Here is a 24,338-nt window from a genome sequence, read left to right as displayed (position 1 = left end):
GAGACAGGTTGGGGGCAGGGGCGCGGGGCATGTCGTGATTCTAACCAGCCCAAATTGATCGGCCAAGGCGGCATGACCGAGTTTGACCTTTGATCGCCGCCGACACGGGGTCGATAAACCCGGGGTACGCTGAAAGCGCAGTTCGGCGTGTGCGTTTCGTGGGGGGTGGCTGGTGGCTTGTGCCGCGCCGGACGCCCTTGCGATGGCGGGCTGCTGCCGGTTCACGACGTGGTGGCTGTCGTGCGTACGCTGCTTCAATTCTCCGATGCGGCGTTCGTACGGGAACCGGTGATGCCGGCGACAGCGGCCGAGCGGTTCCAGGCGCGCCGCGGCGCCGCGTGGAATCGGGGCAACGGGTGGCGCGAGCGGAGTCGGCCGGTTGGCGATACGCCGATTGCGTTGCCCGCACCGGGCGCCGCGGATGCCGGCCGGTACGACGCGCGGTGCGGCCCGTCAGGCGTACCGCGCGTCGTGGGGCTCATCCGCTTACTTCTTTTCCGGCAGGAACCAGTTCATCACGAGCGCGCAGATGCCGCCCGTCGCCACGCCCGATTCCAGCACGTTCTTCAGCGCGTGCGGCAGGCTGTTGAGGATGTCCGGCACCTGCGACACGCCGAGGCCGAGCGCGAGCGACACCGCGATGATCAGCAGCGCGCGGCGATCGAGCTGGACGCCCGCGAGGATGTTGATGCCCGATGCGGCCACCGCGCCGAACATCACCATCGCCGCGCCGCCGAGCACGGGTTCCGGCACGGCCTGCAGCACGCCGGCGACGACCGGGAACAGGCCGAGCACCACGAGCATGCCCGCGATCCAGATGCCGACGTGGCGGCTCGCGACGCCGGTGATCTGGATCACGCCGTTGTTCTGCGCGAACACCGAGCTCGGAAACGTGTTGAACACACCGGCCAGCAGCGAGTTCGCGCCGTTGACGAGCACGCCGCCCTTGATCCGCTGCATCCACACCGGCCCTTCGACCGGCTCGTTCGAGATCTTGCTGGTGGCTGTCACGTCGCCGATCGCTTCGAGCGACGTGACGAGGTAGATGATCAGCATCGGCACGAACAGCGACCACGAGAAGCCGATGCCGAAGTGCAGCGGCGTCGGGACCTGGAACAGCGCGGCCTGGTGCATGCCGGTGAAGTCGAGGCGGCCGAGGAACGCGGCCGCGAGATAACCGATGACGAGCGCGATGACGAGCGCGGTGCTGCGCACCCACACGATCGGCACGCGGTTCAGCAGGATGATCGTGCCGAGCACGAGGCCCGACAGCGTCAGGTTCTCCGCGCTCGCGAAGGTGCCGTTGGCCATCGCGCCGAAGCCGCCGCCCATGCTGATGAGGCCGACCTTGATCAGCGTGAGGCCGATCAGCAGCACGACGATGCCGGTGACGAGCGGCGTGATCAGGCGCTTCACGAACGGCAGGATGCGCGACACGCCCATTTCGACGAACGATCCGGCAATCACGACGCCGAAGATCGCGGCCATCACGGTTTCGACCGGCGTGCCTTGCTTGACCATCAGGCTGCCGCCGGCGATCAGCGGGCCGACGAAGTTGAAGCTGGTGCCCTGGACGATCAGCAGGCCGGCGCCCAGCGGGCCGAAGCGCTTGCACTGGACGAAGGTGGCGATGCCGGAAATCACCAGCGACATCGACACGATGAGGGTCGTATCGCGGCTGGACACGCCGAGCGCCTGGCAGATCAGCAGGCCGGGCGTGACGATCGGCACGATGATCGCCAGCAGGTGCTGCAGCGCTGCGATGAAGGCGACCATCGGCGCCGGCCGGTCGTTCGGGCCGTAGACGAGGTCGCGGGCCGCACCTGCGGCGTCGGCGCCATGGGCGGCGGGTTGGGCGGAGGAGGCGGGTTGCATGGCGAGCGGGCCGGACAAGGTGGAAAGTGCGGCATTTTAGCCGAACGGCCTGCCGCCGCCGCCGGGGGCGCCGCAATAGCGGGAATTCGGCGGATCGGGAAAACGGTGGCGGATCGGCACCCGGGCGCCCGTGACCGCGAGGCCCGCCGGTCAGCGGGGCTGCCGCGATGCGCGCGCGGCCGGGTTGGCGGTCGCGGCGGTCGTCGCATGGAACCCGGGCAGCCCGGGAATCCGCTGCTCCATGAACTGCAGGAACGTGCGGGTCCTGAGCGGCAGATACCGGCGCGACGCATACACGAGGTGCAGCGCATGCGGCGGCACCATGTCCCACTTCGGCAGCAACCGGACGAGTTGACCGCTGTCGATCAGGTCCTGAACCAGCCACGCCGGCCCGCTGCCCACCGCGTTCCCGGCGAGAAAGCATTCCCGCAGCGCCATCGAGCTGTTTACGCGATACCGGCCGCGCACCGGAACGGCGACCTGCTCGTCGCCGCGGGCGAATGCCAGTTCGTTGCCGATGTCCGCGCGTGCGTAGCCGACGTACTCGTGCCGAGCCAGGTCTTCCGGCCGGCGGAGCCTCGGTGCCTGCGCGACGTACTTCGGCGTGGCGACGAGCAGGCGGGGCGACGACGCGATGGGGCGCGCCACGACATCCGGCGGCAGCAGGTGGCCGAGGCGAATGGCGACGTCGACGCCTTCTTCGACCAGATCGATCACGCGATCGGTCAATTGCAGCTCGACCTCGATCTCCGGCCATGCGGCGAGGAATTCGAGCACGAGCGCATTCAGCCTCAGCTCGCCCAGCCCCAGCGGCGCATTGACGACCAGCTTGCCGACCGGCCGCACCGTTTGCCCGCGCACCTCGGCCACCGCGCTCGCGTATTCGTCGATCACGCGCTTGCAGCGATCGTAGAACCGGCGGCCTTCGTCGGTGGGCGCGAGGCTCGTGGTCGAGCGTTCGAGCAGGCGGACGCCCAGTTCCTTTTCGAACGCGGCGACGATCTTGCTGATCGTCGGCTGGCCGGTGCCTTCCTCGCGCGCGACCGCCGAGAAATTGCCGAGCTCGATGGCTCGGACGAACACGCGCATGGATCGCAGCGATTCCATCTTATTCCTTTCGGGAATGAACCTTATTCAAGTCTCCCACGTTCCTGCGCAATGGAGAATGACCTAACGTTCGCGAACCTTCAATCCCTGACGAGGAGTCGACATGAACGAGGCAACGCAATCTTCGGCACTGGACGGTGCGCACGTCGTGGTATTCGGCGGAAGCTCCGGAATCGGCCTCGATGCCGCGGCCGCCGCGAAGGCGAAAGGCGCGAGCGTCACGCTGGTCGGCCGGACCCGCGCGAAGCTCGAGGCCGCCGCGCAAGCGATCGGCGGCGCGCGCATCGCGGTGGCCGACATCGCGGACCGGCAGGCGGTGCAGGCCGTATTCGACTCGCTCACGCGCGTCGATCACCTGGTCGTCACGGCCGGCCGGTTCATTGCGGGCAAGCTGAACGAGACCGATCCCGATCACCTGCTCGCCGCGCTGCAGGAACGTATCGCCGGGCCGGTCTACGCGATCCGGGCCGCGTTGCCGCTGATGCCGGCAACCGGCTCGATCGTGCTGACCGGCGGGCAACTGTCGGATCGTCCGGCCGCCCACGGCACGTCCGTCATTGCCGCCGCCGTGCGCGGCGTCGAGGCGCTGGCGCAGTCGCTCGCGCTGGAACTGAAGCCGATTCGCGTGAACGTCGTCGCGCCCGGCTTCGTCGAGACGCCGCTCTACGACGCGTTCGGCGCGGAAGCGCGCGACACGATTCTCGCGGGTGCGGCGTCGGCTTTGCCCGGCGGCCGGGTCGGGCGCGCCGATGAAGTGGGGGAGGCGATCGCGTTCCTGCTGGGCAACGGCTTCATGAACGGCGAGATCCTGCACATCGACGGCGGCGGCCGGCTGGTCTGAACCGCGTGTCAGCCTGCGGCGCGCGGGCCGGTGCGGCGTGCCGGCGGGCGTGATGTGTGCGATGTGTGCGGTGTGCGGGAATCCGGATACGCGCGCTGGCAGACGGCGATGACCGCATCGCGCAGACGGCGATGCACGGGGTCGCCGTGCATGCGCGGATGCCACAGCGCGGAAACGAGGATCCCGGGCAGGCGCACCGGGATCTCGAAGCTGCGCAGCCCGAGGGCGTCCGTAAGCCCAGGCGAGAACGCGTTGCCGAGGCTCGAGCGCGGCACGAGCGCGATCAGGTCGGTGCTGGCCGCGACACGCATCGCATCGGGGTAGCCCGGTACGACGACGCGCACGGTGTCGCCCTGGCCGGCCCCGCCGGCCGGGTCGTCGACCGGCCCGCCGAAATCGCCGAGCTGCGACGCGATCACGTGACGGCAGGCCGCATAACGCGCGGGCGTGATCCTGCCCGATGCGAACAGCGGATGCCCGGCGCGTGCCACCGCGACGTGCCAGTCGTGAAACAGCATGCGTGTGTGCAGTTCGGGGGCATCGTCGCCGCGTTTGCCGATTTCCAGATCGACGGCGCCGTCGCGCAGCGCTTGCGGATCGCGGTCGGGTTTCGGGACGAAGCGGATGCGCACCTGCGGCGCGATTTCGCCGAGTGCGGCGACCACCGGGCCGGACAGCATTTCCATGAACGATGCGGCCGCGCGGATGGTGAACGTGGACGCGTGCGTCGCCAGATCCACGTCGGCCGTTGCCGGCCGCAGCACCGCGCGCGCATCGGTTGCGAGCGCGTGCACGCGGTCGCGCAACGCGGCTGCGTGCGGCGTCGGCACGAGCTTGCGCCCGGCGCGCACGAGCAGCTGATCGCCGGTGGACACCCGCAGCCGCGTGAGCGTGCGGCTCATCGCGGACGTGCTCAGGCCAAGCCGGCGCGCGGCGCCGGTCACGCTGCCTTCCGACAGCAGCACGTCGAGCGCGGTGACGAGGTTCAGGTCGATGTCTTCCATGGCGACAGGATACGCCACCGGACGATGTGACATGGCGTTCGGTGCAACTATGGTTTGAGTCGGGTGCGTCTGGCGCCTGTCGGGATGCGCACCTATAGTGGCTGCATGACGCAACCCGGCAAAGGCGGACACCATGCAATCGACTGTATCGAGTAAAAACGCACCGACGATCCTGCTCGTCGCGGCCTCGCGCGGCCTCGGGCTCGCGATGGCGGAGCAATTCCTGGGCAAGGGCTGGAGCGTCACGGGCACCGTGCGGGAAGGAGCGGGGCGCACGCGGCTGCACGATCTTGCCGACCGGTTCGACGGCCGGCTCGACATCGAGACGCTCGACATCTGCGAGCCGGCGCAACTGGCGGCGCTGCGCGAGCGGCTGTCGGGCCGGCGCTTCGACATGCTGTTCGTGAATGCGGGAACGACGAACGAGCCGACCGAAACGATCGGCGAAGTGACGACCGACGAGTTCGTGCGCGTGATGGTCACGAATGCGCTGGCGCCGATGCGCGTGATCGAGACGCTGCAGGATCGCGTGACCGCGGACGGCCTGATCGGTGCGATGTCGTCGGGGCAGGGCAGCGTCGCGAACAACGTCAGCGGGATGCGCGAGGTCTATCGCGGCAGCAAGGCCGCGCTGAACCAGTTCATGCGCAGCTTCGCGGCGCGCCAGGCCGATACGCGGCGTGCGATGGCGCTGATGGCACCCGGCTGGGTCCGCACGGAGCTGGGCGGGCCGGATGCGCGCCTGACGATCGAGGAAAGCGTGCCGAGCCTCGTCGACGTGCTGGTCGCCAAGCGGGCGCGCCCGGGGCTCGAGTATCTCGACTATCTGGGGCGCACGGTGCCGTGGTAATCGTCACGGCGGGCTCCCCGCTGCGATCCGCCGCCTCGTGATCGGGGCACGGGTTTCGCCGGGCCTTTTGCGGCCCGATGCCGGCTCTGCGAAGACCGTGCGGATTCAATACAATGCGACGACAAGCCAGTGACACGGCGTTGCGCCGTCGCGTTCGAATCCCCCGGTTCGCCGCGCATCGTGTGCGTCCCCGTCGTGACGGCCCCCAGTCGAACACGGAGCGCAACATGAACGAACCCTACCTGCAGGTCATCGCGCATTTCTTCGCCAAACCCGGCAACGGCGACCGCGTGCTCGAACTGCTCGCGGAACTGGCGCCGGCGACGCGCACCGAGCCGCAGAACCTCGACTACGCGTATTTCCGGTCGGCGGAGGACCCCGACCACATCGTGATCCTCGAACGCTACCGCTACGCGGACGGCCTCGACGTGCATCGGGATACGCCGCATTTCCAGCGGATCGGTGTCGGCGCGATCTTTCCGTTGCTCGATCGCCGCGACGTGTTGCGCTTCATGGTGCAGCCGGACACCGGCACGGCGACGTCGCCGGGAGGCGCCTGATGAACCCGTTTCAATTCCGTACCGTGCCGACGCAGGTCGTCGAATTCGGCGCCGCGCGCCGGCTCGGCGCGTTGTTGCGTGAACGCTTTCCGGCGCTCGTGCGGCTGTGCGTCGTCACCGATGCGTTCCTGCATCGCAGCGGCGTGCTCGCGCCGGCGCTGGAGAGCCTCGCCGCGCACGGCTGGCAGGTCACCGTGATCGACGACGTGATCGCCGATCCGCCCGAGCACGTGGTGCTGGACGCGACCGAGCGGGCCGTCGCGGCCGACGCCGAGATCGTGCTCGGCCTGGGCGGCGGATCGTCGATGGACGTCGCGAAGCTGATCGCGGTGCTCGTGCCCGGGCAGCAGGCGCTGGCCGACATGTACGGTGTCGACAAGGTCACGAGCGCGCGGCTGCCGCTCGTGCAGATGCCGACGACGGCCGGCACGGGTTCCGAAGTGACGGCCGTGTCGATCGTCACGGTCGGCGAGGCGCGCAAGATGGGCGTCGTGTCGCCGCACCTGTTCGCCGATGTCGCGATCCTCGACGCCGAACTGACGCTCGGCCTGCCGCGCGCGGCGACGGCCGCGACGGGCATCGACGCGATGGTGCATGCGATCGAGGCCTACACGTCCGCGCGGCTGAAGAACCCGGTGTCCGACATGCTGGCCGTGCACGCGCTGACGCTGCTGTCGCGCAACCTGCTCGCAGCGTGCGACGACGGCCACGACCGCCACGCGCGCGAGGCGATGCTGGTCGGCGCTATGTTCGCGGGGCAGGCGTTCGCGAATGCGCCGGTCGCCGCCGTGCACGCGCTGGCCTATCCGGTCGGCGGGATCTTCCATGTGCCGCACGGGCTGTCGAATGCGCTCGTGCTGCCGCACGTGCTGCGTTTCAACGCACCGGCCGCCGCACCGCTGTATGCGGAACTCGCGGCGATCGTCGCGCCGTCGGCGACGGGCAGCGACGAAGCGCGTACGCACGCGCTGATCGGCGAGATCGACCGGCTGATCGCCGCGACGGGCATTCCGCGCACGCTGCGCGAGGTCGGTATCGGCGAGGGCGACCTGCCGAGGATGGCATCGGACGCGATGCTGCAGACGCGCCTGCTCGTGAACAATCCGCGCGAGGTGACGGAAGCAGACGCGCTGGAGATTTACCGGCGGGCGTGGTGACGGGGCGGGCGCGGCGCGCCGCCCGCCACGCATTCACGTCACGATGCCCGCGCTGTCCGGCAGTCCCGAAGCACAGCTGCCGCACTGCCCGCCGGGTTATGCGCTCGACGCGTCGGCGCCGGCCGCCACCACGTACGCCGACGCCTGTTTCGTGCCGTCCGGCTGCGTTTGCAGATAGACGCCCTGGATTTCCGGCTCGAAACCCGGCAGCGCGTTGATCCCGGCTTCGAGCGCGCGGAAGTAGTCGAGCGCCGGGCCGCCCCAGACTTCGCCGGGCACCACGCAGAAGATGCCGGGCGGATAGGGCAGCGCGCCTTCCGTCGCGATCCGGCCTTCGATGCGATCGAGCGTGACGAGTTCGACGTTGTTGCGGATCAGCTCGGCGTTCGCGGCCTGCGGCAGCATCGCCTGCTTCGGAAATCGTGCGCGCCGGAACATCAGCTTCTGCAGATGCTTCATGTCGTGGCTGCGGTAGAAGTCGTGCATCCGCTGGCACAGCTGCCGCAGGCGCATGTTGCCGTACAGCTCCGGATACGCTTCGCACAGCGACGGAATCGCTTCGCGCAGCGGCGTGTCCTGGTCGAGATGCCGTTCGAACTGCGCGAGGTGCGCGATCAGGTGCTGCAGCTTGCCGAAGCTTTCCGACGGCGTGAGCAGGAACAGGATCGTGTACAGGTCGGCCTTCTCGGGCACGACGCCGTGCTCGCGCAGGTAGCGCGCGAGGATCGGCGCCGGCGCGCCGAACGGCGCGTACTCGTGCGTATCGCGATCGATGCCGGGTGTCGTCAGCAGCAGCTTGCACGGGTCGACGAAATACTGGTCGTCCGCATAACCCTCGAAGCCGTGCCAGGTGTCGGCCGGGTGGAAGCGGAAGAAGCGCAGGTCGTCGACGATCTGCTCGGTCGGGTAGTCGGCCCACGGGCGGCCGTCGACGTTCTGCGGCACGAACGGACGGATCTGGCGGCAGGTCTTGAGCAGCAGCTTGCGCGCGTCGACGCCGTGCGCGACGCAGTCGCGCCACAGGCGCTTGCCGGCCGGGCCCGCGTGCATCTGCGCGTTGACGTCGAGCGCCGCGAACATCGGGTAGAACGGGCTCGTCGACGCATGGATCATGTACGCGTTGTTGAAGCGCCGGTGATCGCAGAAGCGTTTCTGGCCTTCGATGTGGCTGTCCTTCTTGTGGATCTGCGACGTCTGCGAGAAGCCGGCCTGCTGCTTGTGCACCGACTGCGTGACGAAGATGCCGGGATCGTCGGGGCCGAGCGCGAGCATCAGCGGCGAGCAGTCCTGCATCATCGGGATGAACTGCTCGTAGCCGACCCACGCCGAATCGAACAGGATGTAGTCGCACAGATGCCCGATCCGGTCGACGATCTCGCGCGCGTTGTAGATCGTGCCGTCGTAGGTGCCGAGCTGGATCACCGCGAGCCGGAACGGGCGCGGCCGGTCGGCGCGCTCCGGCGCGACGTCGCGGATCGCGTCGCGAATGCGCGCCTCGTCGAGCGCCGCGCTGTCGACGCCGCCGATGAGGCCCCACGCGTTGCGCGCGGTTTCGAGGTAGACCGGGCGCGCGCCCGACAGCACGAGCGCGCCGAGATGCACCGACTTGTGGTTGTTGCGGTCGAACAGCACGAGATCGTCGGGGGCGAGCAGTGCGCTCGTGACGACCTTGTTCGACGTCGACGTGCCGTTCAGCACGAAATACGTCTTGTCCGCGTTGTAGATCCGCGCGGCATTGCGCTGCGCTTCCAGCGCGGGGCCTTCGTGGATCAGCAGGTCGCCGAGCCGGACATCCGCGTTGCAGAGGTCGGCACGAAAGATCGTCTCGCCGAAGAAGTCGAAGAACATCCGGCCGAGCGGATGATTCGAGAAGAACTGGCCGCCTTGATGGCCGGGGCAGTCGAACTCCACATAGCCGCGCTGCACGTATTCGCGCATCACCTTGAAGAACGGCGGCAACAGGTTGTCGCTGTAGATGTCGGCGGCGGCGGAGATCTGCCGGCCGTAGTAGTGGCGGCCGCCATGACGGAGCTGGATCACGCCGCTCGCGCTCGGCAGGACCGACGGCGGCACTTCCTGGCCGGGCTCGACCGCGACGAAGAACGGAATCGCGAACCCGGTCCGTTCGACGGTTTTCAGCACCTGTTGCGCCGAATCGATTCCGACCACGATTGCCGCGATATTCGTGAAATCAGTCTGAAATACATCGACCTGTTCATGCGTGGTGAGGTAGGCGCCGATCAGCGCCGGCTCGACTGCGATTTTCAACAGGCTCACGCGAATTCTCCCGTAAATGTGCTCAAACGGGAGCCGCATTCGCACGGGCGCGTAATCCGCATAATCCGGCACGCGCCGCAGCCGATTGAAATGCTCCCGCGAATGCTGAATGCCGAATCACGCACGGCGCGCCGTGCGAAGAAGCCTTGCGCGGCGCCGCGCAGCCGCCGCCGGTCAACGCACGGCGCAGCCGATCGTAGCAACAAAACCGTGCGAATTCAATCGACCGGAATCGCCGATCCGGCTGCCGGATGAAAACAATCGAATCATCGGGAATGCGCGTGTTGCAATGCACATCAAAATGAACCGGGCGTGAAATGCGATTTGAAAATGGCCGACAGTTTCACCGAATCGTCTGCTTTTCATCAAAAGGCATCTATGGCATAGTCGGCTCCGAATTGGATGGCGAATCAAACCGGATTGGCGAGCGTCTCACGCCGCGGCCCGTGGCCTGCTGTCCGCGTGCTCGTGAGACGGATCACACTAACGAAGCATCGGAACAACGAGGGCAACAACATGAATACGTCCGTCGGTGGCATTCGTCGTCTCGGCATGCGCGCGCTTCTGGTCGACGACGAGATCACGCAGGAAACGGCGACCGGGCGCGCGGTCCGCACGCTGAGCGCGGAGCTCGCACAGCGCGACATCGACGTGCTCACGGCAACCTCGGCCGACGATGCGATCATGCTGATCCGCTCCGATCCGTCGATCCAGTGCGTGCTGCTCGACTGGGATCTCGGCGTGGACGGCCACGGGCCGTCCGAGGCCGTGCTCGACGCGGTCCGCCATCGCAACGGCAAGGTGCCGATCTTCCTGCTGGCCGACCGCAGCGTCGCATCGACGGTGCCGTCCGCGGTGATGGGCCAGGTCGACGATTTCGTGTGGCTGCTCGAAGATACCGCCGACTTCATCGGCGGGCGCATCCATGCGGCGATCGAACGCTATCGCGCCACCGTGCTGCCGCCGATGTTCGGCGCGCTCGCGAAATTCTCGCGCGTCTACGAATACTCGTGGCATACACCCGGCCACACGGGCGGCACGGGTTTCCTGAAATCGCCGGTGGGCCGCGCGTTCTTCGAATACTTCGGCGAAGCGCTGTTCCGTTCCGACCTGTCGATCTCGGTCGGCGAGCTCGGTTCGCTGCTCGACCACTCGGGGCCGATCGGCGAGAGCGAGCGCTACGCGGCACGCGTGTTCGGCGCGCATCGCACGTATCACGTGACGAACGGCTCGTCGACGTCGAACCGCATCATCCTGATGGCGAGCGTGAGCCGCGACCAGATCGCGCTGTGCGACCGCAACTGCCACAAGTCGGCCGAACACGCGATGACGATGTCCGGTGCGATCCCGACCTACCTCGTGCCGACGCGCAACCGCTACGGGATCATCGGGCCGATCGCGTCCGAGCGCCTCACGCAGACGGCGATCCGCGAGGCGATCGCGTCGAACCCGCTCACGGCCGGGCTCGCCGATCGCCAGCCGAAGCATGCGATCGTCACCAACTCGACGTACGACGGCCTGTGCTACAACGTCGCGCGCGTCGAGGAGCTGCTCGGCGCGAGCGTCGATCGATTGCATTTCGACGAGGCCTGGTATGGCTACGCGCGTTTCAATCCGCTCTACCGCGATCGCCACGCGATGCACGGCGACCCGCGCGACCACCATGCGGACCGCCCGACGGTGTTCGCGACGCAGTCGACACACAAGCTGCTGACCGCGCTGTCGCAGGCGTCGTACATCCACGTGCGCGACGGCCGCAATCCGATCCCGCATGGCCAGTTCAACGAAACATTCATGATGCACGCGTCGACGTCGCCGAACTACGCGATCATCGCGTCGAACGACGTCGCGGCCGCGATGATGGACGGCCCCGGCGGCGCGGCGCTCACGCACGAGTCGATCGAGGAGGCCGTCGCGTTCCGGCAGATGATCGCGCGAATGAACAGCGAGTTCGGCGCGAAAGGCGACTGGTTCTTCGAATGCTGGCAACCGGACACCGTGCTCGAGACGCGCACGGGCCGCACGCTCCCGTTCCACGATGCGCCGCCCGAGCTGCTCGCGAGCGATCCGTCGTGCTGGGTGCTGCGCCCCGGCGCGCAATGGCACGGCTTCGGCAACATCGAGGACGGCTACTGCATGCTCGATCCGATCAAGGTGTCGATCGTCACGCCGGGTGTCGCGCCGGCCGGCGGCCTGATGCCGGTCGGCATTCCGGCGAGCGTTCTGACCGCGTATCTCGATGCGCGCGGGATCGTCGTCGAGAAGACGACCGACTTCACGATCCTGTTCCTGTTCTCGATCGGCATCACGAAAGGCAAGTGGGGCTCGCTCGTCAGCGCGCTGTGCGACTTCAAGCGCGACTACGACGCGAACCTGCCGCTCGACATGGCGATTCCGTCGCTCGCGAAGGCGCATGGTTCGCGCTATGCGGGCATGGGGCTGAAGGACCTGGCCGACACGATGTTCGCGGCGATGGAGCAGCTCGGCACGACGCGGCTGATGTCGGAAGCCTTCTCGATCCTGCCGAAGCCGGAGATGAGCCCGGTGCGCGCGTACGAGCACCTGGTGCAGGGCCGCGTCGAGCAGGTCACGCTCGAGGAGCTGGCCGGGCGCACGGTCGCCACCGGCGTCGTGCCGTATCCGCCGGGCATTCCGCTGCTGATGCCCGGCGAGAACGCGGGGCCGGCCGGCGGCCCGGTGCTCGGTTACCTGAAGGCGCTCGAGGCGTATGACCGGCGCTTCCCGGGGTTCGCCCACGACACCCACGGCGTGGAAGTCGAGGACGGCACGTACCGCGTGTACTGCCTGACGGCCTGAGCATCCGGCCGAGCGAACGGGGCAACCCGCGAGCAGGCGAACACGCGAACACGCGAACACGCGAACACGCGAGCAGGCGACCGGCCGCGCGGCGGCCTCACATCGAAGGATCGACATCATGGAAAACGCAGCGCGCATGTCCGACGCGGCCACGGCGGCCGCGCCGAAGAACCGGATGAACGTCTGGCAGCTGACCATCCTCACGGCGGTCAACATGATGGGCTCCGGCATCATCCTGCTGCCGTCGAAGCTCGCGCAGGTCGGCACGATCTCGCTGCTGTCGTGGATCGTCACGGCCGGCGGCTCGCTCGCGCTGGCCTATGCGTTCGCGCGCTGCGGCATGCTGAGCCGCAAGCCGGGCGGGATGGGCGGCTACGCGGAATACGCGTTCGGCAAGGCCGGCAACTACATGGCGAACTACACATACGGGCTGTCGCTGGTGATCGCCAACGTCGCGATCGGCGTGACGGCAGTCGGCTACGGCACCGTGCTGTTCGACGCGACGCTGTCGCCGCTGCAAACCGGCCTGTGGACGATCTTCCTGCTCGTGCTCACGACGGTCGCGAACTTCGGCGGCTCGCGTATCACCGGCCGGATCGGCGCGGTGACCGTGTGGGGCGTGATCATTCCGGTCGTCGCCGTGTCGCTGATCGGCTGGTTCTGGTTCAGCGGTGCGACCTGGGGCGCCGCGTGGAATCCGAACAACCTGCCGTTCGGGCCGGCCGTCAGCAGCTCGATCGCGGTGACGCTGTGGGCGTTCCTCGGGCTCGAATCCGCGTGCGCGAACTCGGACGCGGTCGAGAATCCGGAGCGCAACGTGCCGATCGCCGTGCTCGGCGGCACGATCGCGTCGGCGATCTTCTACATCGTGTCGACCAACGTGATCGCGGGGATCGTGCCCAATGCGATCCTCGCGAAGTCGAACGCGCCGTTCGGCATCGCGTTCGCGACGATGTTCACGCCGACGGTCGGCACGATCGTCACCGCGCTGATGGTGATCGCGTGCATCGGCTCGCTGCTCGGCTGGCAGTTCACGGTCGCGCAGGTGTTCAAGAGTTCGGCGGACGTCGGTTATTTCCTGCCGGTGTTCGCGAAGGCGACCCGCACCGGCACGCCGATCGTCGGGATGGTGATCCTGCTCGTCGCGCAGGTCGCGCTCGCGCTGATGACGATCAGCCCGGAACTGAGCAGCCAGTTCCAGAAGATCGTCGATCTGGCCGTCGTCACGAACCTCGTGCCTTACGTGATGTCGATGGCCGCGCTGATCACGATCCAGAAGGTCGCGAAGGTGCCGCCGGCGAAGGCGCTGCTGACGAACGTGATCGCGATGGTGGCTACCGCGTACAGCTTCTATGCGCTGTTCAGCTCGGGCGAGCAGGCGCTGATGCTCGGCGGCCTGTGCGTGTTCCTGGGCTGGACGCTGTTCGGTTTCGTCAGCGCGCGCTTCTACCAGATGGAAGTCGACGCGCACGTGAAGGAGCCGGGGAAGTCGCTGCAGGCTTGACGGCGGCTGCCGTCGTCAGCGGGCGGCGCGGGCCAGCAGCGGCGGGATGTCCTGCTTCAGCAGGTCGACGACGGCCCGCACGCGCGGCGGCAGCGGCCGCTGCGCGTGGACGAGCACGTTGAGCGCGAAGTCGGGAATCGTGTAGCGCGGCAGGAGCTCGACGAGCGTGCCGGCCGCGAGCGCGTCGGCGCAGGCCGGGTGCTGGACCACGCCGATGCCGCCGCCCGCCGCGATCGTGTCGAACATCGGCCGCCAGTGGCTCGTCGTCATGATCGTGCGGATGCGCGCGTATTCGAGCGGGCCGCCGTCGTGCTGCACGGGCAGCCGTTCGCTCGCGAAGACGCCTTTCACGCGGATGAACGGATGGTTGGCCAGATCGGCCGCCGTGTCGATCGGGCCGCACCGGTCGAGATACGACGGCGCGGCGACGAGCCGGCGGCCCACCGCGCCGACCGGGTGCGCGACGAACCCGCCGTCGCCGAGCTGTCCGACGCGGATCGAGATGTCGACGCCTTCCGTGACCGGATCGACGATGTCGTCGTTCAGGACCAGATCGATGTGCAGGCCCGGATACGCGGTGCGGACATGCATCAGCACGCCCGGCAGCACGACCTCGCCGAAGCATTGCGGCGCCGCGAGGCGGATCGTGCCGTCGAGCGCGGTTTCCGTCTTCGAGACCGATGCGACCGCATCGTCGGCCGCTTCGAGCAGCGCCTTGCTGCGGTCGTAGAAGATCCGGCCTTCTTCCGTGCACACGAGGGTGCGCGCACTGCGCATCAGGAGCCGTGTGCCGAGATGCTTCTCGAGCCGTTCGATGCGCTCGCTGACGGCCGGCTGGCCCATGTCGAGATCGCGTGCCGCGCCGGACATCGTGCCGCGCTCGACGACCCTGACGTAGATGCGCATCGTCGCCAGCAAATCCATGAAGTCGCGCCCCTTGTCCGGTTCCGGTTGATGCCGATCGACGGATGGTACCAAAGCACGGCTGAATGAAGGTGTGGAGCGCCCCGATACTGACCATCGGTTGCGCAGGCCGCGTGTGTTCGCCGGTGCGATGGGCGACAATCGGCTTCCGTGCGATCGACTGGAGACGACGACATGACGCAACAGGATGAAGCGGTGCGCACGCGCTGCGTCGCATGGCAGATCGTGCAGACCTGGCAGGCGGCCGAATGGTGCAGGCTCGTCGAGTCGCGAACGGGTATCGGTTTGTCGGGGTCGGTGTCGGGCGCGATCGACGGCGCGCCGTTTCGTGTCGATTACGCGATCTCGTGCGGTGCCGACTGGCTCACGCGCGCGGCACGCATCACGCAGTGGGGCGGCACGCAGCCGCCACGGCAGCGGGATATCGCGTGCGACGCAGGGCGCTGGACGATCGACGGCGTCGACGTACCGGCGCTCGCGGGCGCGACCGATATCGATCTCGGTTTCAGCCCGTCGACGAACACGTTGCCGATCCGGCGGCTCGGGCTGGCCGTCGGCGAGGCGGCCGTGATCCATACCGCGTGGCTGCGCTTTCCCGAATTCGAGTTCGTGCGCGGCGAGCAGCGTTATACCCGCACGGCGGAGCACGTGTACCGCTACGAAAGCGGCACGTATGCGGCCGATATCGCGATCGACGAAGCGGGCCTCGTCACCGACTACGACGAATGGCGACGCATCGGCGCGGCTCCCGCGCGCTGACGCACGCGGGCCGCGCCGTGCGTCGGCGGCGGCAGTGCATCAGCGTGCGCTGGCCACCGACAGCTTGCCGGGAATCAGCTTCAGCGCGCTGAACGCGTCGGCGATGTTCTGCTGATACGCGAGCGTCGCGTCGCTGATCGGCTGCACGCCATAACCGGCGCGCTTGAGCGCGACTTCGAGCGTCGGCGCGTCGAGGCCGACGAGCGGCGACAGTTGCGCGGCGACTTCCGCCACATGGTCGCGTGCCCAGCGGTCGACCGCGTCGACTTCGTCGAGCAGCGCGCGCAGCACCTGCGGATGAGCGGCCGCGTATTTTCGTGCGGCGAGGTAGTACTGCGTATTGCGCACGAGCCCTTCGCCGTTCGCGATCACGCGCGCGCCGATCTGCCGCTCGGCGGCGGCCAGGTACGGATCCCAGATCACCCACGCATCGACGTTGCGCTGCACGAACGCGGCGCGCGCGTCGGCGGGCGTCAGGTAGATCGGCTGGATGTCGGCATACGTCAGGCCCGCGTGTTCGAGTGCCTTCACGAGCAGGTAGTGGACGTTCGAGCCTTTGTTGAACGCCACCTTCTTGCCGCGCAGCTGCGCGACGTTGCGGATCGGCGAATCGGGCAGCACGACGATCGCCTCGCCTTGCGGCGCGGGCGGCTCGTTGCCGATGTAGACGAAATCGACGCCGCCCGCCTGCGCGAAGATCGGTGGCGTCTCGCCGACCGTGCCGACGTCGATCGCGCCGGCGTTCAGGCCCTCGAGCAACTGCGGGCCGGCCGGAAATTCGAGCCATTGCACCGTGACGCCCTGGCTCGCGAGCCGCTTTTCCAGCGTGCCGCGTGCCTTGAGCACGACGAAGTTGCCGTATTTCTGGAAGCCGACGCGCAACCGCGTGCCGCTGTCTTGCGCGTGCGCGGGCAGGCCGGCGAGCGGGCCGAGCGCGAGCCCGGCCAGCCCGGCGGCCGCGCCTTGCAGCCACTGGCGGCGATGCGGGTTCGCCGGTGTCGGTTCAACGTCTGCGTGCGGTGTGTCGTTCATCGAGGCGTCCTGCGGGCGAAGGAGCGGGCCGCGCGCGAAAGGCGACGCGGTCGGCGCAGGGCGGGGCCGGATGCGGGCGCTGCACGCCACGGGCCGGCCCGCGCCGGACTCGTGACGATACGTCCGCCTGCACCGGCGGCCAACCAACGAATGCGCATATGCAAATCAGCGGTGGGCGCGTTGCGGGCGTTCGCTCCGGCGATCGGTGCAAAAACCCGCCGGGACGAGCCGGAACCCGCAGCGACGAGCCGAAACGTGGTCAAACCGCGGCCAAAACGCGGCCGGAACAGCGCGGCATGGCAGGCCGCCCCGGAGAAATCGCCGCCTCACACGCGTGGCCGCCCGGCGTTCGACGAGCCGCTGCCTGAACCGCTGCCGCGACGCTCAATCGGAGCCGGTCGGGCTTTCCTCGATCGAATCGACGCGATCCGGATAGAACGCGAGATGCCCGCGGATCGCGTCGACGGCCGGATAGGGCGCCTCGTAGGTCCAGACGGCATTGACCGAGCGTTCGCCGCCGACCGGGATCGAGTAGTACGCGCAGTCGCCCTTGTACGGGCAGTAGGTCGCGTGATCGGTGCGCAGCAGCAGCGTCAGGTCGGCGTCCTCGCGCGGGATGTACAGCACGGCCGGGTAGGCGGCTTCGCGCAGCGCCAGCGCACGGCGCGTGTCGGCGACGATCCGGCCGGCCGCCTTGACCACGACCCGCCGCGGGTGCGATTCGATCGTGATCGGGTGATCGGGGCCCGGCGTCTTCACCGGGCGGGCAGGCGTATCGGGGCTGACAGGCATGGTGTGTCCTCCTGGAATCGGCGGCGCGACGGGATGCGCGCCGGCGTTGGCCAGCCGATACGATGCGCCCATTTCGGCGAACCTGCACGGGGCCGGAAGAGACCGCGCGGGCCACGTGCCCGACGCTCGCACGGACATCCCCGTGCCGCGGCGGCGGGATGCCGATCCAGCGATAAGCAACGCGGAATTAATTGGTAAGCGATCGGCGGGCGACGCGCGAAGATCGGCCGTCGTCATCTGCATGACAGCCATCGATTCCGCCACCATGAAGACCTCTTTCGTTTCGCCCGCCGCGCGTCGCGTGCGGAAACCGCCGCGCGCCGCGACGGCCCTGCGCTGCATCGTGGCGTCGCTGCTGCTCGCCGGCGCGGCCACGCACGCGCTTGCCGCGCCCGCCGGCAAGACGCTCGTGTATTGCACCGAAGGCAGCCCGGCCGGCTTCGATCCGGGCCAGCACACGACGAGCACCGATTTCGACGCGAGCACGTTCACGATCTACAACGGGCTCGTGCAGTTCAAGCGCGGCACGCTCGATCTCGAACCGTCGCTCGCGACGAGCTGGGACGTGTCGCCCGACCAGCGCACGATCACGTTCCATTTGCGGCGCGGCGTGAAGTTCCAGACGACCGCGTGGTTCAAGCCGACGCGGCCGTTCCAGGCCGACGATGTCGTGTTCACGTTCCGCCGGATGCTCGATCGGGACGATCCGTTCCGCAAGGCCTATCCGGTCAGCTTCCCGTATTTCAGCGACCTCGGTTTCGACCGCAACATCGAACGCATCGACAAGGTCGACGACTACACGGTGCGCTTCGTGCTGAAGACGCCCGACGTCGTGTTCGTGCGCAATCTCGCGATGGCGTTCGCGTCGATCCTGTCGGCCGAGTACGCGTCGCAGCTCGCGGCGCGTCACCGCGAGGCCGACATCAACCAGTTCCCGGTCGGCACGGGGCCGTTCCTGCTGCGCACGTACCAGAAGGACGCGCTGATCCGCTACGACGCGAATCCGGACTACTGGAAGCCGGACGACGTGAAGCTCGCCCGTCTCGTGTTCGCGATCACGCCCGATCCGGCCGCGCGCCTGCAGAAGCTGGTGTCCGGCGAATGCCAGGTGTCGGTGTTCCCGCGGCCGGCCGACCTCGACACGGTGCGGCGCGACCCGAAGCTGTCGTTGTTCTCGGGGATGGGTTTCAACGTCGGCTTCGTCGCGTACAACACGCAGCATGCGCCGCTCGATCGCGTCGACGTGCGGCGCGCGCTCGACATCGCGATCGACAAGTCGGCGATCGTGAAGACCGTGTTCAACGGCGACGCGAAGATCGCGACGAACCCGATGCCGCCCGCGCAATGGTCGTACAACCCGCGCCTGAAGGATGCGCCGCGCGATCCGGCGGCCGCGAAGGCGCTGCTCGCGCAGGCCGGTTTCCCGAACGGTTTCGACCTCACGCTGTGGGCGATGCCCGTGCAGCGCCCGTACAACCCGAATGCGCAGCTGATGGCGCAGTTGATCCAGCAGGACTGGGCGAAGATCGGCGTGCGCGCGAAGATCGTCAGCTACGAATGGGGCGAATACAACCGCCGCGCGAAGCTCGAAGGGCAGCACGACGCGATCCTGTACGGCTGGTCGGGCGACAACGGCGATCCCGACAACTGGCTCGGCACGCTGCTCGGTTGCGACGCGGTGCACGGCAGCAATCTCGCGAAATGGTGCAATCAGGATTTCGAACGGCTGGTGGACGCCGCGCGTTCCAATGCGGACGTCGCGAAACGCACGGCGCTGTACGAACAGGCGCAGGTCGTGTTCAAGGACCAGGTTCCGTTCACGCCGATCGCGACGTCGATCGTGTCGCTGCCCGTGTCGAAGCGCGTGCACGGGCTGACGTTCTCGCCGCTCGGCGGGCACCGCTTCGACGGGGTCTGGCTGGATTGACGGACGGGCCGCGCACACGCGCGGCCCGCGCATTCATCGGCATGAGGTGACGGAAGTGACGGAAAGGCCGACTCGCCGCGGTGCGCCGGCTGCCGCCGGTTCAGTTGAGCGCGATCGCCGCCGCGGCCTCGACCGGCGAGCCTTCGAGCGCGACCGACGGCCGGCCGTCGGGGCCGACCGGCACGTCGCCGGTGAGCGTCGTGCGATAGAGCTGGCGGTCGAAGTCGAGATCGAAGATGTCGACCGGCGCGAGGTGGGCGGTCGCGCGGTTGTCCCAGAACGCGATGCTGCGCGGCTCCCACTTGAAGCGGATCGTGAATTCAGGCCGCGTCACGTGTTCCCACAGCAGTTCGAGCAGGGCCTGGCTCTCGCGCGGCGTCAGCCCGACGATCGATTTCAGGAAGCTCGGGCTCACGTACAGCGCGCGTTCGCCGGTCTCCGGGTGCACGCGCACGAGCGGATGCTCGGTCACGAGCGGGCGGCGTTCGACCGCGTCGTCGAACGCATCGGTTGCGCGCGCGCCGGCCGGCGGCGTGAAGCGATGAAGGCCGCGCAGGCCGTCGACGAAGCCGCGCAGCGGCGCGGACAGCGTTTCGTACGCGCGCACGAGGTTGGTCCAGTGCGTGTCGCCGCCGTAAGGCGGGATCGTCACGCCGCGCAGGATCGACGCCCACGGCGGGTTCACGGCGGCCGTCACGTCGGTGTGCCAGCCGGTCCACGGCCGGCGCACCGGTTCGCCTTCGAAGCGGGTTGCCTTGCGGTGTTTCGCGATCGAGTACACGGCGGGATGCCCGTCGACGTGCCCGAACACCGGGTGGCCGACCGTCGGCTCGCCGAACTGCGCGGAGAACGCGACGTGCTGCTCGTGCGTGAGGAACTGCTCGCGGAAGAAGATGACGCGCCATTTCAGCAGCGCGGCGCGAATCGCCGAGATCTGCGGCGTGGTCAACGGTTGCGTGAGGTCGACGCCGCGTATTTCCGCACCGATATGGGCGGACAGCGGGATCACGTCGATCGGCTCGGCGGCGGGTTCGAGTAAGGCGCTCATGCGACGCTCCTGGCGGAAGTGAACGGGGTGCGGGGCCGACATCGTTGCGCGTGCGCGCGTCGGTCCGGTGGCGGGAAAGGCATGGTCGGGTGTCCGGTGGCGGAGGAGGCAGGTACGGCGGCGCGCACGGAACGGCGCCGCCGCGTGACGCGGGCGTTATTGCAGCGTCGCGCCCGGCCCCTTCAGCACGACGCTCCGGCGGCCGTCGATGCCGACCGGCACGTCGCCGTGCACGGTCGCGCGGCGCACGACACGGCGCGCATCGCCGTAGTCGTTGATCGCGTAGTGCTGCGTCGCGCGGTTGTCCCAGATCGCGACGTCGCCTTCCTGCCAGTTCCAGCGCACGGTGTTCTCGAGACGCGTCACATGTTCGTGGAATACCTGCAGCAGGTGCGCGGAATCCTGCGCCGACAGCCCCTTGAGCCGCTGCACGAAATGCCCGAGCACGAGCGTGCGTTCGCCGGTTTCCGGATGGACGCGCACGACCGGGTGCTCGGTTTCGTAGACGGTCGACGTGAACACTTCGCGGTAGCGCTTCAGTTGCGCATCGTCGGCATGCACGTGCGTCGACGCGTAGTCGTATGCGTTGGTATGCAGCGCCCACAGCGTGTCGGCGAGTGCGCGCAGCGGGTCGGGCAGGTTCGCATAGGCGGCGGCCGTGTTGGCCCACACGGTATCGCCGCCGAACGGCGGAATCACGACCGCGCGCAGGATCGAGACCTTCGGGTACGCATCGACGAACGTCACGTCGGTGTGCCACGAATTGGCGCGCGCGCCGTGTGCGGAATCGAGTTCGAGCAGGTGCGCGCTGCCGTCGACGGACGGCACGGTCGGGTGGGCGACGGTCTCGCCGAAGCGGCGTGCGAACGCTTCCTGCGCGGTGTCGTCGAGGTGGTGCTGGCCACGGAAGAACAGCACCTTGTGGCGCAGCAGCGCGGCCTGGATCGCGTCGAACGTCGCGTCGTCGAGTGTACCCGACAGCCGCACGCCGGCGATCTCGGCGCCGATCCGGCCGGCGACCTGGCGAAGCTGGAGCGGGGTGGCGGCCGTGCGCGGCGCGGCGTGCGAAGCATGCGAAGACGGGTGAGCGGCGTGCTGGACTTCGGACATCGGGAGTCTCCTGGAGTCGGGTCGGTCGAGTCTCCATTCAAGCAGGGACCGTGCGCAACCGGAACCGATGAATCGTCACAACCTTAGCGTGCGCGCGGCGACGATCGATATGCGTCGTCGTGCTGAGCAAATCGAAGCGCCATGCGTGCTACCACGCAAGCCGCCATTCGCCGATCCGGTGCGGGCGCGGCGGGTCGATACGCTTGCCGCGCGGGTGATCGTCGCCCGGCGGTTCGCCGTCGTCGAAACCGGCGAGCACGGTGTCGCGCAGCCGTGCGAATTCCGGTGAATCGCGCCGGCGCGGGCGCGGCAGCGCGACGTCGACGATGCGCTCGATGCGGCCCGGGCGCGGCGCCATCGTCACGACACGGTCGCCGAGATACACGGCTTCGTCGACGTCGTGCGTGACGAGGACCATCGTGATGCGCTCCTGTTCCCAGATGCGCAGCAGCTCGTTCTGCATCCGCGCGCGCGTCTGCGCGTCGAGCGCGCCGAACGGCTCGTCGAGCAGCAGCACGCGCGGGCGGTTCACGAGGCCGCGTGCGATCGCGACGCGCTGCGCCATCCCGCCCGACAACTGGTTCGGATACGCATGCTCGAAGCCGTTCAGCCCGACGAGCGCGACGTGATCGGCGACCGCGCGGCGCTTCGCGGCCGCGTCGAGCGGCGCGTTGCGCAGCGCGGCCTCGATGTTCTGCGCGACGGTCAGCCACGGGAACAGCCGGTGATCCTGGAACACGATCCCGCGCTGCAGCGACGTGTCGCGGACGCGCTCGGCACCGGCACGGATCTCGCCCGCGTAATCGGTGTCGAGCCCGGCGATCAGGCGCAGCAGCGTCGACTTACCGCAACCGCTCGCGCCGACGATCGTGACGAACTCGCCGGCGCGCACGTGCAGCGACACGTCGTCGAGCACGGCGAGCGCGGCGCCGCGTTGCGCGTAGTGCTTGCTCACGTGGAGGATGTCGAGCGAATCGGAGGCGAGGGTCGTCATGGCGGGTCCGAGGAAGGGGGGAAGGAAGGGGCGATCAGCGCGGCAGGTCGCCGCGCCGGGCCAGCACCTTGCGCTCGATCGCGCGTGCGATCGCGTTCAGGGCCCAGCCGGTCACGCCGACGACGATGATCCCGAACAGCACGAGATCCATCCGGAACTGCTCGCTGCCGTCGATCAGCGTGTTGCCGATCCCGCTGCCGGCGACCAGCAGGTATTCGGCGCCGAGCGTCGCGAGCCACGAATAGATCAGGCCGAGATACAGCCCGGTGAAGATCGACGGCAGCGCGGCCGGCAGGATCACGTGGCGCACGAGCTGGAACCGCGAGTAGCGCAGCGCGCGGGCGACGTCGACATACGCGCGCGGCACCGCATGAATGCCGTCGCAGGTGTGCGCGGCAACGGGCAGCAGCGCGGCGAGCGACAGGAACACGACCTTGGCGACGTCGCCGAGGCCGAACCATACGGAAATCAGCGGAATCCACGCGAACAGCGAGATCTGCTTGAACGTGTCGAAGCTCGGGCCGACCATTCGCGCGGCGAGGCGCGACAACCCGAGCGCGGTGCCGAGCAGCAGCCCGCCGGCCGCGCCGATCGCGAAACCGCAGGCTTCGCGCGCGAGCGACGCGGACAGCGCGCGGCCGAGCGCGCCGCTCGTGGCTTGCGCCCATGCGGTGCGCAACACGTCGGCCGGGCCGACGAGCAGCCCGCTGTTCACGAGGTGCGCGGATGCGATGGCCCACCACAGCGCGAACGCGACGAGCGGCAGGACGAAGCCGCGCCAGTCGGGCGCACGCAGGCGGCGGGCGGCCGTGGCGGCCGGCGGTGCGGCGTCCGGCGAAGCGGAATGCGTCACGGGAGAATCTCCTTCGGTTGCGCGGGCAGGGCGGGCATGGTGCGTGGCTCAGCCCCGGAAGGCGGACGGCACGCCGCGGCGCAGGCGCGCCTCGAGCGCGTCGAGCAGCCGGTTGATCAGCAGGCCGACCGCCCCGACGACGATCACGGCGGCCATCACGAGATCGAGCTGGAACAGTTGCCGCCCGTACACGATCAGGTAGCCGAGCCCTTCGGACGACGCGACAAGCTCCACGACGACGAGCGCGAGCCACGACTTCGTGAACGCGAGCCGCACGCCGGTCGCGAGCGTCGGGATCGCGGCGGGCAGCACGACGTGCACGATGCGCTGGCGGCGCGTGTAGCCGAATACGCGCGCGACTTCGTCGAGCGCGGGCGGTGTCTGGCGAAACCCTTGCAGCGTGCTCAGCGTGACCGGAACGAGCGCCGCATGCGCGATCAGCAGGTACTTGAGCGGTTCGCCCACGCCGACGAGCAGCAGCAGGAACGGCAGCCAGCCGAGCACCGGAATCTGCACGAGCGCGTTGAAGCTCGGCAGCACGTAGGCTTCCAGCGTGCGCGACAGGCCGAGCGCGACGCCGGTCGCGAAGCCGAGCAGCGTGCCGGCGGCGAACCCGACCAGCACGCGCTGCAGGCTGATCAGCGTGTGGCGCACGAGGTCGCCGCTCGTCGCGAGATCCGCGAGCGCGTCGAACACGCGTTCCGGCGGCGGCAGGATCTGCGGCGCGATCCAGCCGCGCGCGCTGCCGACGCTCCACAGCGCGAACAGCAGCGCGGGCAGCAGCCACGGCGCGAGCCGCCACGACCATCGTTTCACGTGCGCCGCCGGGTGCGGCTGCGCGGCGAGCGCGGCGGGCGTGCGAGTGTCGGATGACGGGACGGAAAACGCGGTGTCGCTCATCGGGAAA

General features: G+C 68.6%; 21 protein-coding genes. 9 read left to right on the top strand and 12 right to left on the bottom strand.

Annotation, left to right across the window (positions count from 1 at the left end; all coding sequences use genetic code 11):
- Positions 1-486 precede the first annotated feature (486 nt).
- Both DPV79_RS38070 and DPV79_RS38065 read right to left on the bottom strand, forming a co-directional pair.
- Positions 487-1,875 (bottom strand): nucleobase:cation symporter-2 family protein, encoded by a 1,389-nt coding sequence (locus DPV79_RS38070; RefSeq protein WP_042977444.1) that lies wholly within the window; start codon positions 1,873-1,875, stop codon positions 487-489.
- Between the two features lie 150 nt (positions 1,876-2,025).
- The gene (locus DPV79_RS38065; protein WP_113047828.1) at positions 2,026-2,982 is read right to left on the bottom strand and encodes a LysR family transcriptional regulator; all 957 of its coding nucleotides are present in this window, start codon (positions 2,980-2,982) and stop codon (positions 2,026-2,028) included.
- A gap of 103 nt (positions 2,983-3,085) precedes the next feature.
- On the opposite strand from DPV79_RS38065, the gene DPV79_RS38060 reads away from it, so the two are divergent.
- A complete protein-coding gene (locus tag DPV79_RS38060) occupies positions 3,086-3,823 on the top strand; it encodes an SDR family oxidoreductase (protein ID WP_113047827.1) in 738 nt (245 codons plus the stop codon).
- 8 nt (positions 3,824-3,831) lie between these two features.
- Here the strand turns inward: DPV79_RS38060 and DPV79_RS38055 are convergent, their stop codons facing one another.
- Positions 3,832-4,827, bottom strand: coding sequence for a LysR family transcriptional regulator (locus DPV79_RS38055; RefSeq protein ID WP_113047826.1), 996 nt, complete (start codon positions 4,825-4,827; stop codon positions 3,832-3,834).
- A gap of 133 nt (positions 4,828-4,960) precedes the next feature.
- On the opposite strand from DPV79_RS38055, the gene DPV79_RS38050 reads away from it, so the two are divergent.
- The 3 genes from DPV79_RS38050 to DPV79_RS38040 all read left to right on the top strand — a co-directional run bounded on the left by DPV79_RS38050 (position 4,961) and on the right by DPV79_RS38040 (position 7,394).
- Entirely contained in the window at positions 4,961-5,677 is a 717-nt protein-coding gene (locus DPV79_RS38050) for an SDR family oxidoreductase (RefSeq protein ID WP_113047825.1), read from the top strand.
- A 227-nt stretch (positions 5,678-5,904) separates the two neighbouring features.
- Positions 5,905-6,237, top strand: coding sequence for a putative quinol monooxygenase (locus DPV79_RS38045; RefSeq protein WP_048026491.1), 333 nt, complete (start codon positions 5,905-5,907; stop codon positions 6,235-6,237).
- Positions 6,237-7,394, top strand: a complete 1,158-nt coding sequence (locus DPV79_RS38040; protein WP_113047824.1) for an iron-containing alcohol dehydrogenase — start codon at positions 6,237-6,239, stop codon at positions 7,392-7,394. The genes DPV79_RS38045 and DPV79_RS38040 overlap by 1 nt, the downstream gene beginning before the upstream one ends.
- Before the next feature lie 96 nt (positions 7,395-7,490).
- On the opposite strand, the gene DPV79_RS38035 is transcribed toward DPV79_RS38040, so the two are convergent.
- Complete coding sequence (locus DPV79_RS38035) at positions 7,491-9,671, bottom strand: ornithine decarboxylase (protein ID WP_165843617.1); 2,181 nt, start codon at positions 9,669-9,671, stop codon at positions 7,491-7,493.
- A gap of 109 nt (positions 9,672-9,780) precedes the next feature.
- On the opposite strand from DPV79_RS38035, the gene DPV79_RS38030 reads away from it, so the two are divergent.
- From DPV79_RS38030 to potE, 3 genes are all read left to right on the top strand, one after another.
- Complete coding sequence (locus DPV79_RS38030) at positions 9,781-9,987, top strand: hypothetical protein (protein ID WP_244321875.1); 207 nt, start codon at positions 9,781-9,783, stop codon at positions 9,985-9,987.
- A 200-nt stretch (positions 9,988-10,187) separates the two neighbouring features.
- Complete coding sequence (locus DPV79_RS38025) at positions 10,188-12,488, top strand: Orn/Lys/Arg family decarboxylase (RefSeq protein ID WP_048026489.1); 2,301 nt, start codon at positions 10,188-10,190, stop codon at positions 12,486-12,488.
- Between the two features lie 118 nt (positions 12,489-12,606).
- Positions 12,607-13,992, top strand: coding sequence for a putrescine-ornithine antiporter (potE, locus tag DPV79_RS38020; protein WP_021162888.1), 1,386 nt, complete (start codon positions 12,607-12,609; stop codon positions 13,990-13,992).
- 15 nt (positions 13,993-14,007) lie between these two features.
- Here potE and DPV79_RS38015 read toward each other — a convergent pair whose 3' ends face one another.
- Complete coding sequence (locus tag DPV79_RS38015) at positions 14,008-14,916, bottom strand: LysR family transcriptional regulator (RefSeq protein WP_113047823.1); 909 nt, start codon at positions 14,914-14,916, stop codon at positions 14,008-14,010.
- A 174-nt stretch (positions 14,917-15,090) separates the two neighbouring features.
- Between DPV79_RS38015 and DPV79_RS38010 the strand changes: the two genes are divergently transcribed.
- Positions 15,091-15,675, top strand: a complete 585-nt coding sequence (locus DPV79_RS38010) for a putative glycolipid-binding domain-containing protein (RefSeq protein WP_113047822.1) — start codon at positions 15,091-15,093, stop codon at positions 15,673-15,675.
- Between the two features lie 39 nt (positions 15,676-15,714).
- On the opposite strand, the gene DPV79_RS38005 is transcribed toward DPV79_RS38010, so the two are convergent.
- Both DPV79_RS38005 and DPV79_RS38000 read right to left on the bottom strand, forming a co-directional pair.
- Positions 15,715-16,707 (bottom strand): sulfonate ABC transporter substrate-binding protein, encoded by a 993-nt coding sequence (locus tag DPV79_RS38005; RefSeq protein WP_060065589.1) that lies wholly within the window; start codon positions 16,705-16,707, stop codon positions 15,715-15,717.
- A gap of 384 nt (positions 16,708-17,091) precedes the next feature.
- The gene (locus DPV79_RS38000; RefSeq protein WP_027791198.1) at positions 17,092-17,499 is read right to left on the bottom strand and encodes a DUF427 domain-containing protein; all 408 of its coding nucleotides are present in this window, start codon (positions 17,497-17,499) and stop codon (positions 17,092-17,094) included.
- 265 nt (positions 17,500-17,764) lie between these two features.
- Here DPV79_RS38000 and DPV79_RS37995 point away from each other — a divergent pair, with 265 nt between their 5' ends.
- Complete coding sequence (locus tag DPV79_RS37995; protein ID WP_113047821.1) at positions 17,765-19,426, top strand: ABC transporter substrate-binding protein; 1,662 nt, start codon at positions 17,765-17,767, stop codon at positions 19,424-19,426.
- Positions 19,427-19,526: 100 nt separating this feature from the next.
- Here the strand turns inward: DPV79_RS37995 and DPV79_RS37990 are convergent, their stop codons facing one another.
- The 5 genes from DPV79_RS37990 to DPV79_RS37970 all read right to left on the bottom strand — a co-directional run bounded on the left by DPV79_RS37990 (position 19,527) and on the right by DPV79_RS37970 (position 24,331).
- The gene (locus DPV79_RS37990; protein ID WP_021162895.1) at positions 19,527-20,474 is read right to left on the bottom strand and encodes a TauD/TfdA dioxygenase family protein; all 948 of its coding nucleotides are present in this window, start codon (positions 20,472-20,474) and stop codon (positions 19,527-19,529) included.
- 156 nt (positions 20,475-20,630) lie between these two features.
- Complete coding sequence (locus DPV79_RS37985) at positions 20,631-21,584, bottom strand: TauD/TfdA dioxygenase family protein (protein ID WP_021162896.1); 954 nt, start codon at positions 21,582-21,584, stop codon at positions 20,631-20,633.
- 148 nt (positions 21,585-21,732) lie between these two features.
- A complete protein-coding gene (locus DPV79_RS37980) occupies positions 21,733-22,578 on the bottom strand; it encodes an ABC transporter ATP-binding protein (RefSeq protein ID WP_113047820.1) in 846 nt (281 codons plus the stop codon).
- Positions 22,579-22,612: 34 nt separating this feature from the next.
- Positions 22,613-23,431: an ABC transporter permease gene (locus tag DPV79_RS37975; protein ID WP_113047819.1), complete on the bottom strand. Its 819-nt coding sequence runs from the start codon at positions 23,429-23,431 to the stop codon at positions 22,613-22,615.
- Between the two features lie 48 nt (positions 23,432-23,479).
- A complete protein-coding gene (locus tag DPV79_RS37970; RefSeq protein ID WP_059552944.1) occupies positions 23,480-24,331 on the bottom strand; it encodes an ABC transporter permease in 852 nt (283 codons plus the stop codon).
- Between the last annotated feature and the right edge of the window lie 7 nt (positions 24,332-24,338).

Source organism: Burkholderia reimsis (assembly GCF_003294055.1).
Taxonomy (GTDB): Bacteria; Pseudomonadota; Gammaproteobacteria; order Burkholderiales; family Burkholderiaceae; genus Burkholderia; species Burkholderia cepacia.
The sequence above is the reverse complement of the archived record's forward strand: the minus strand, read 5'-3'. Positions and strand labels throughout refer to the sequence as shown.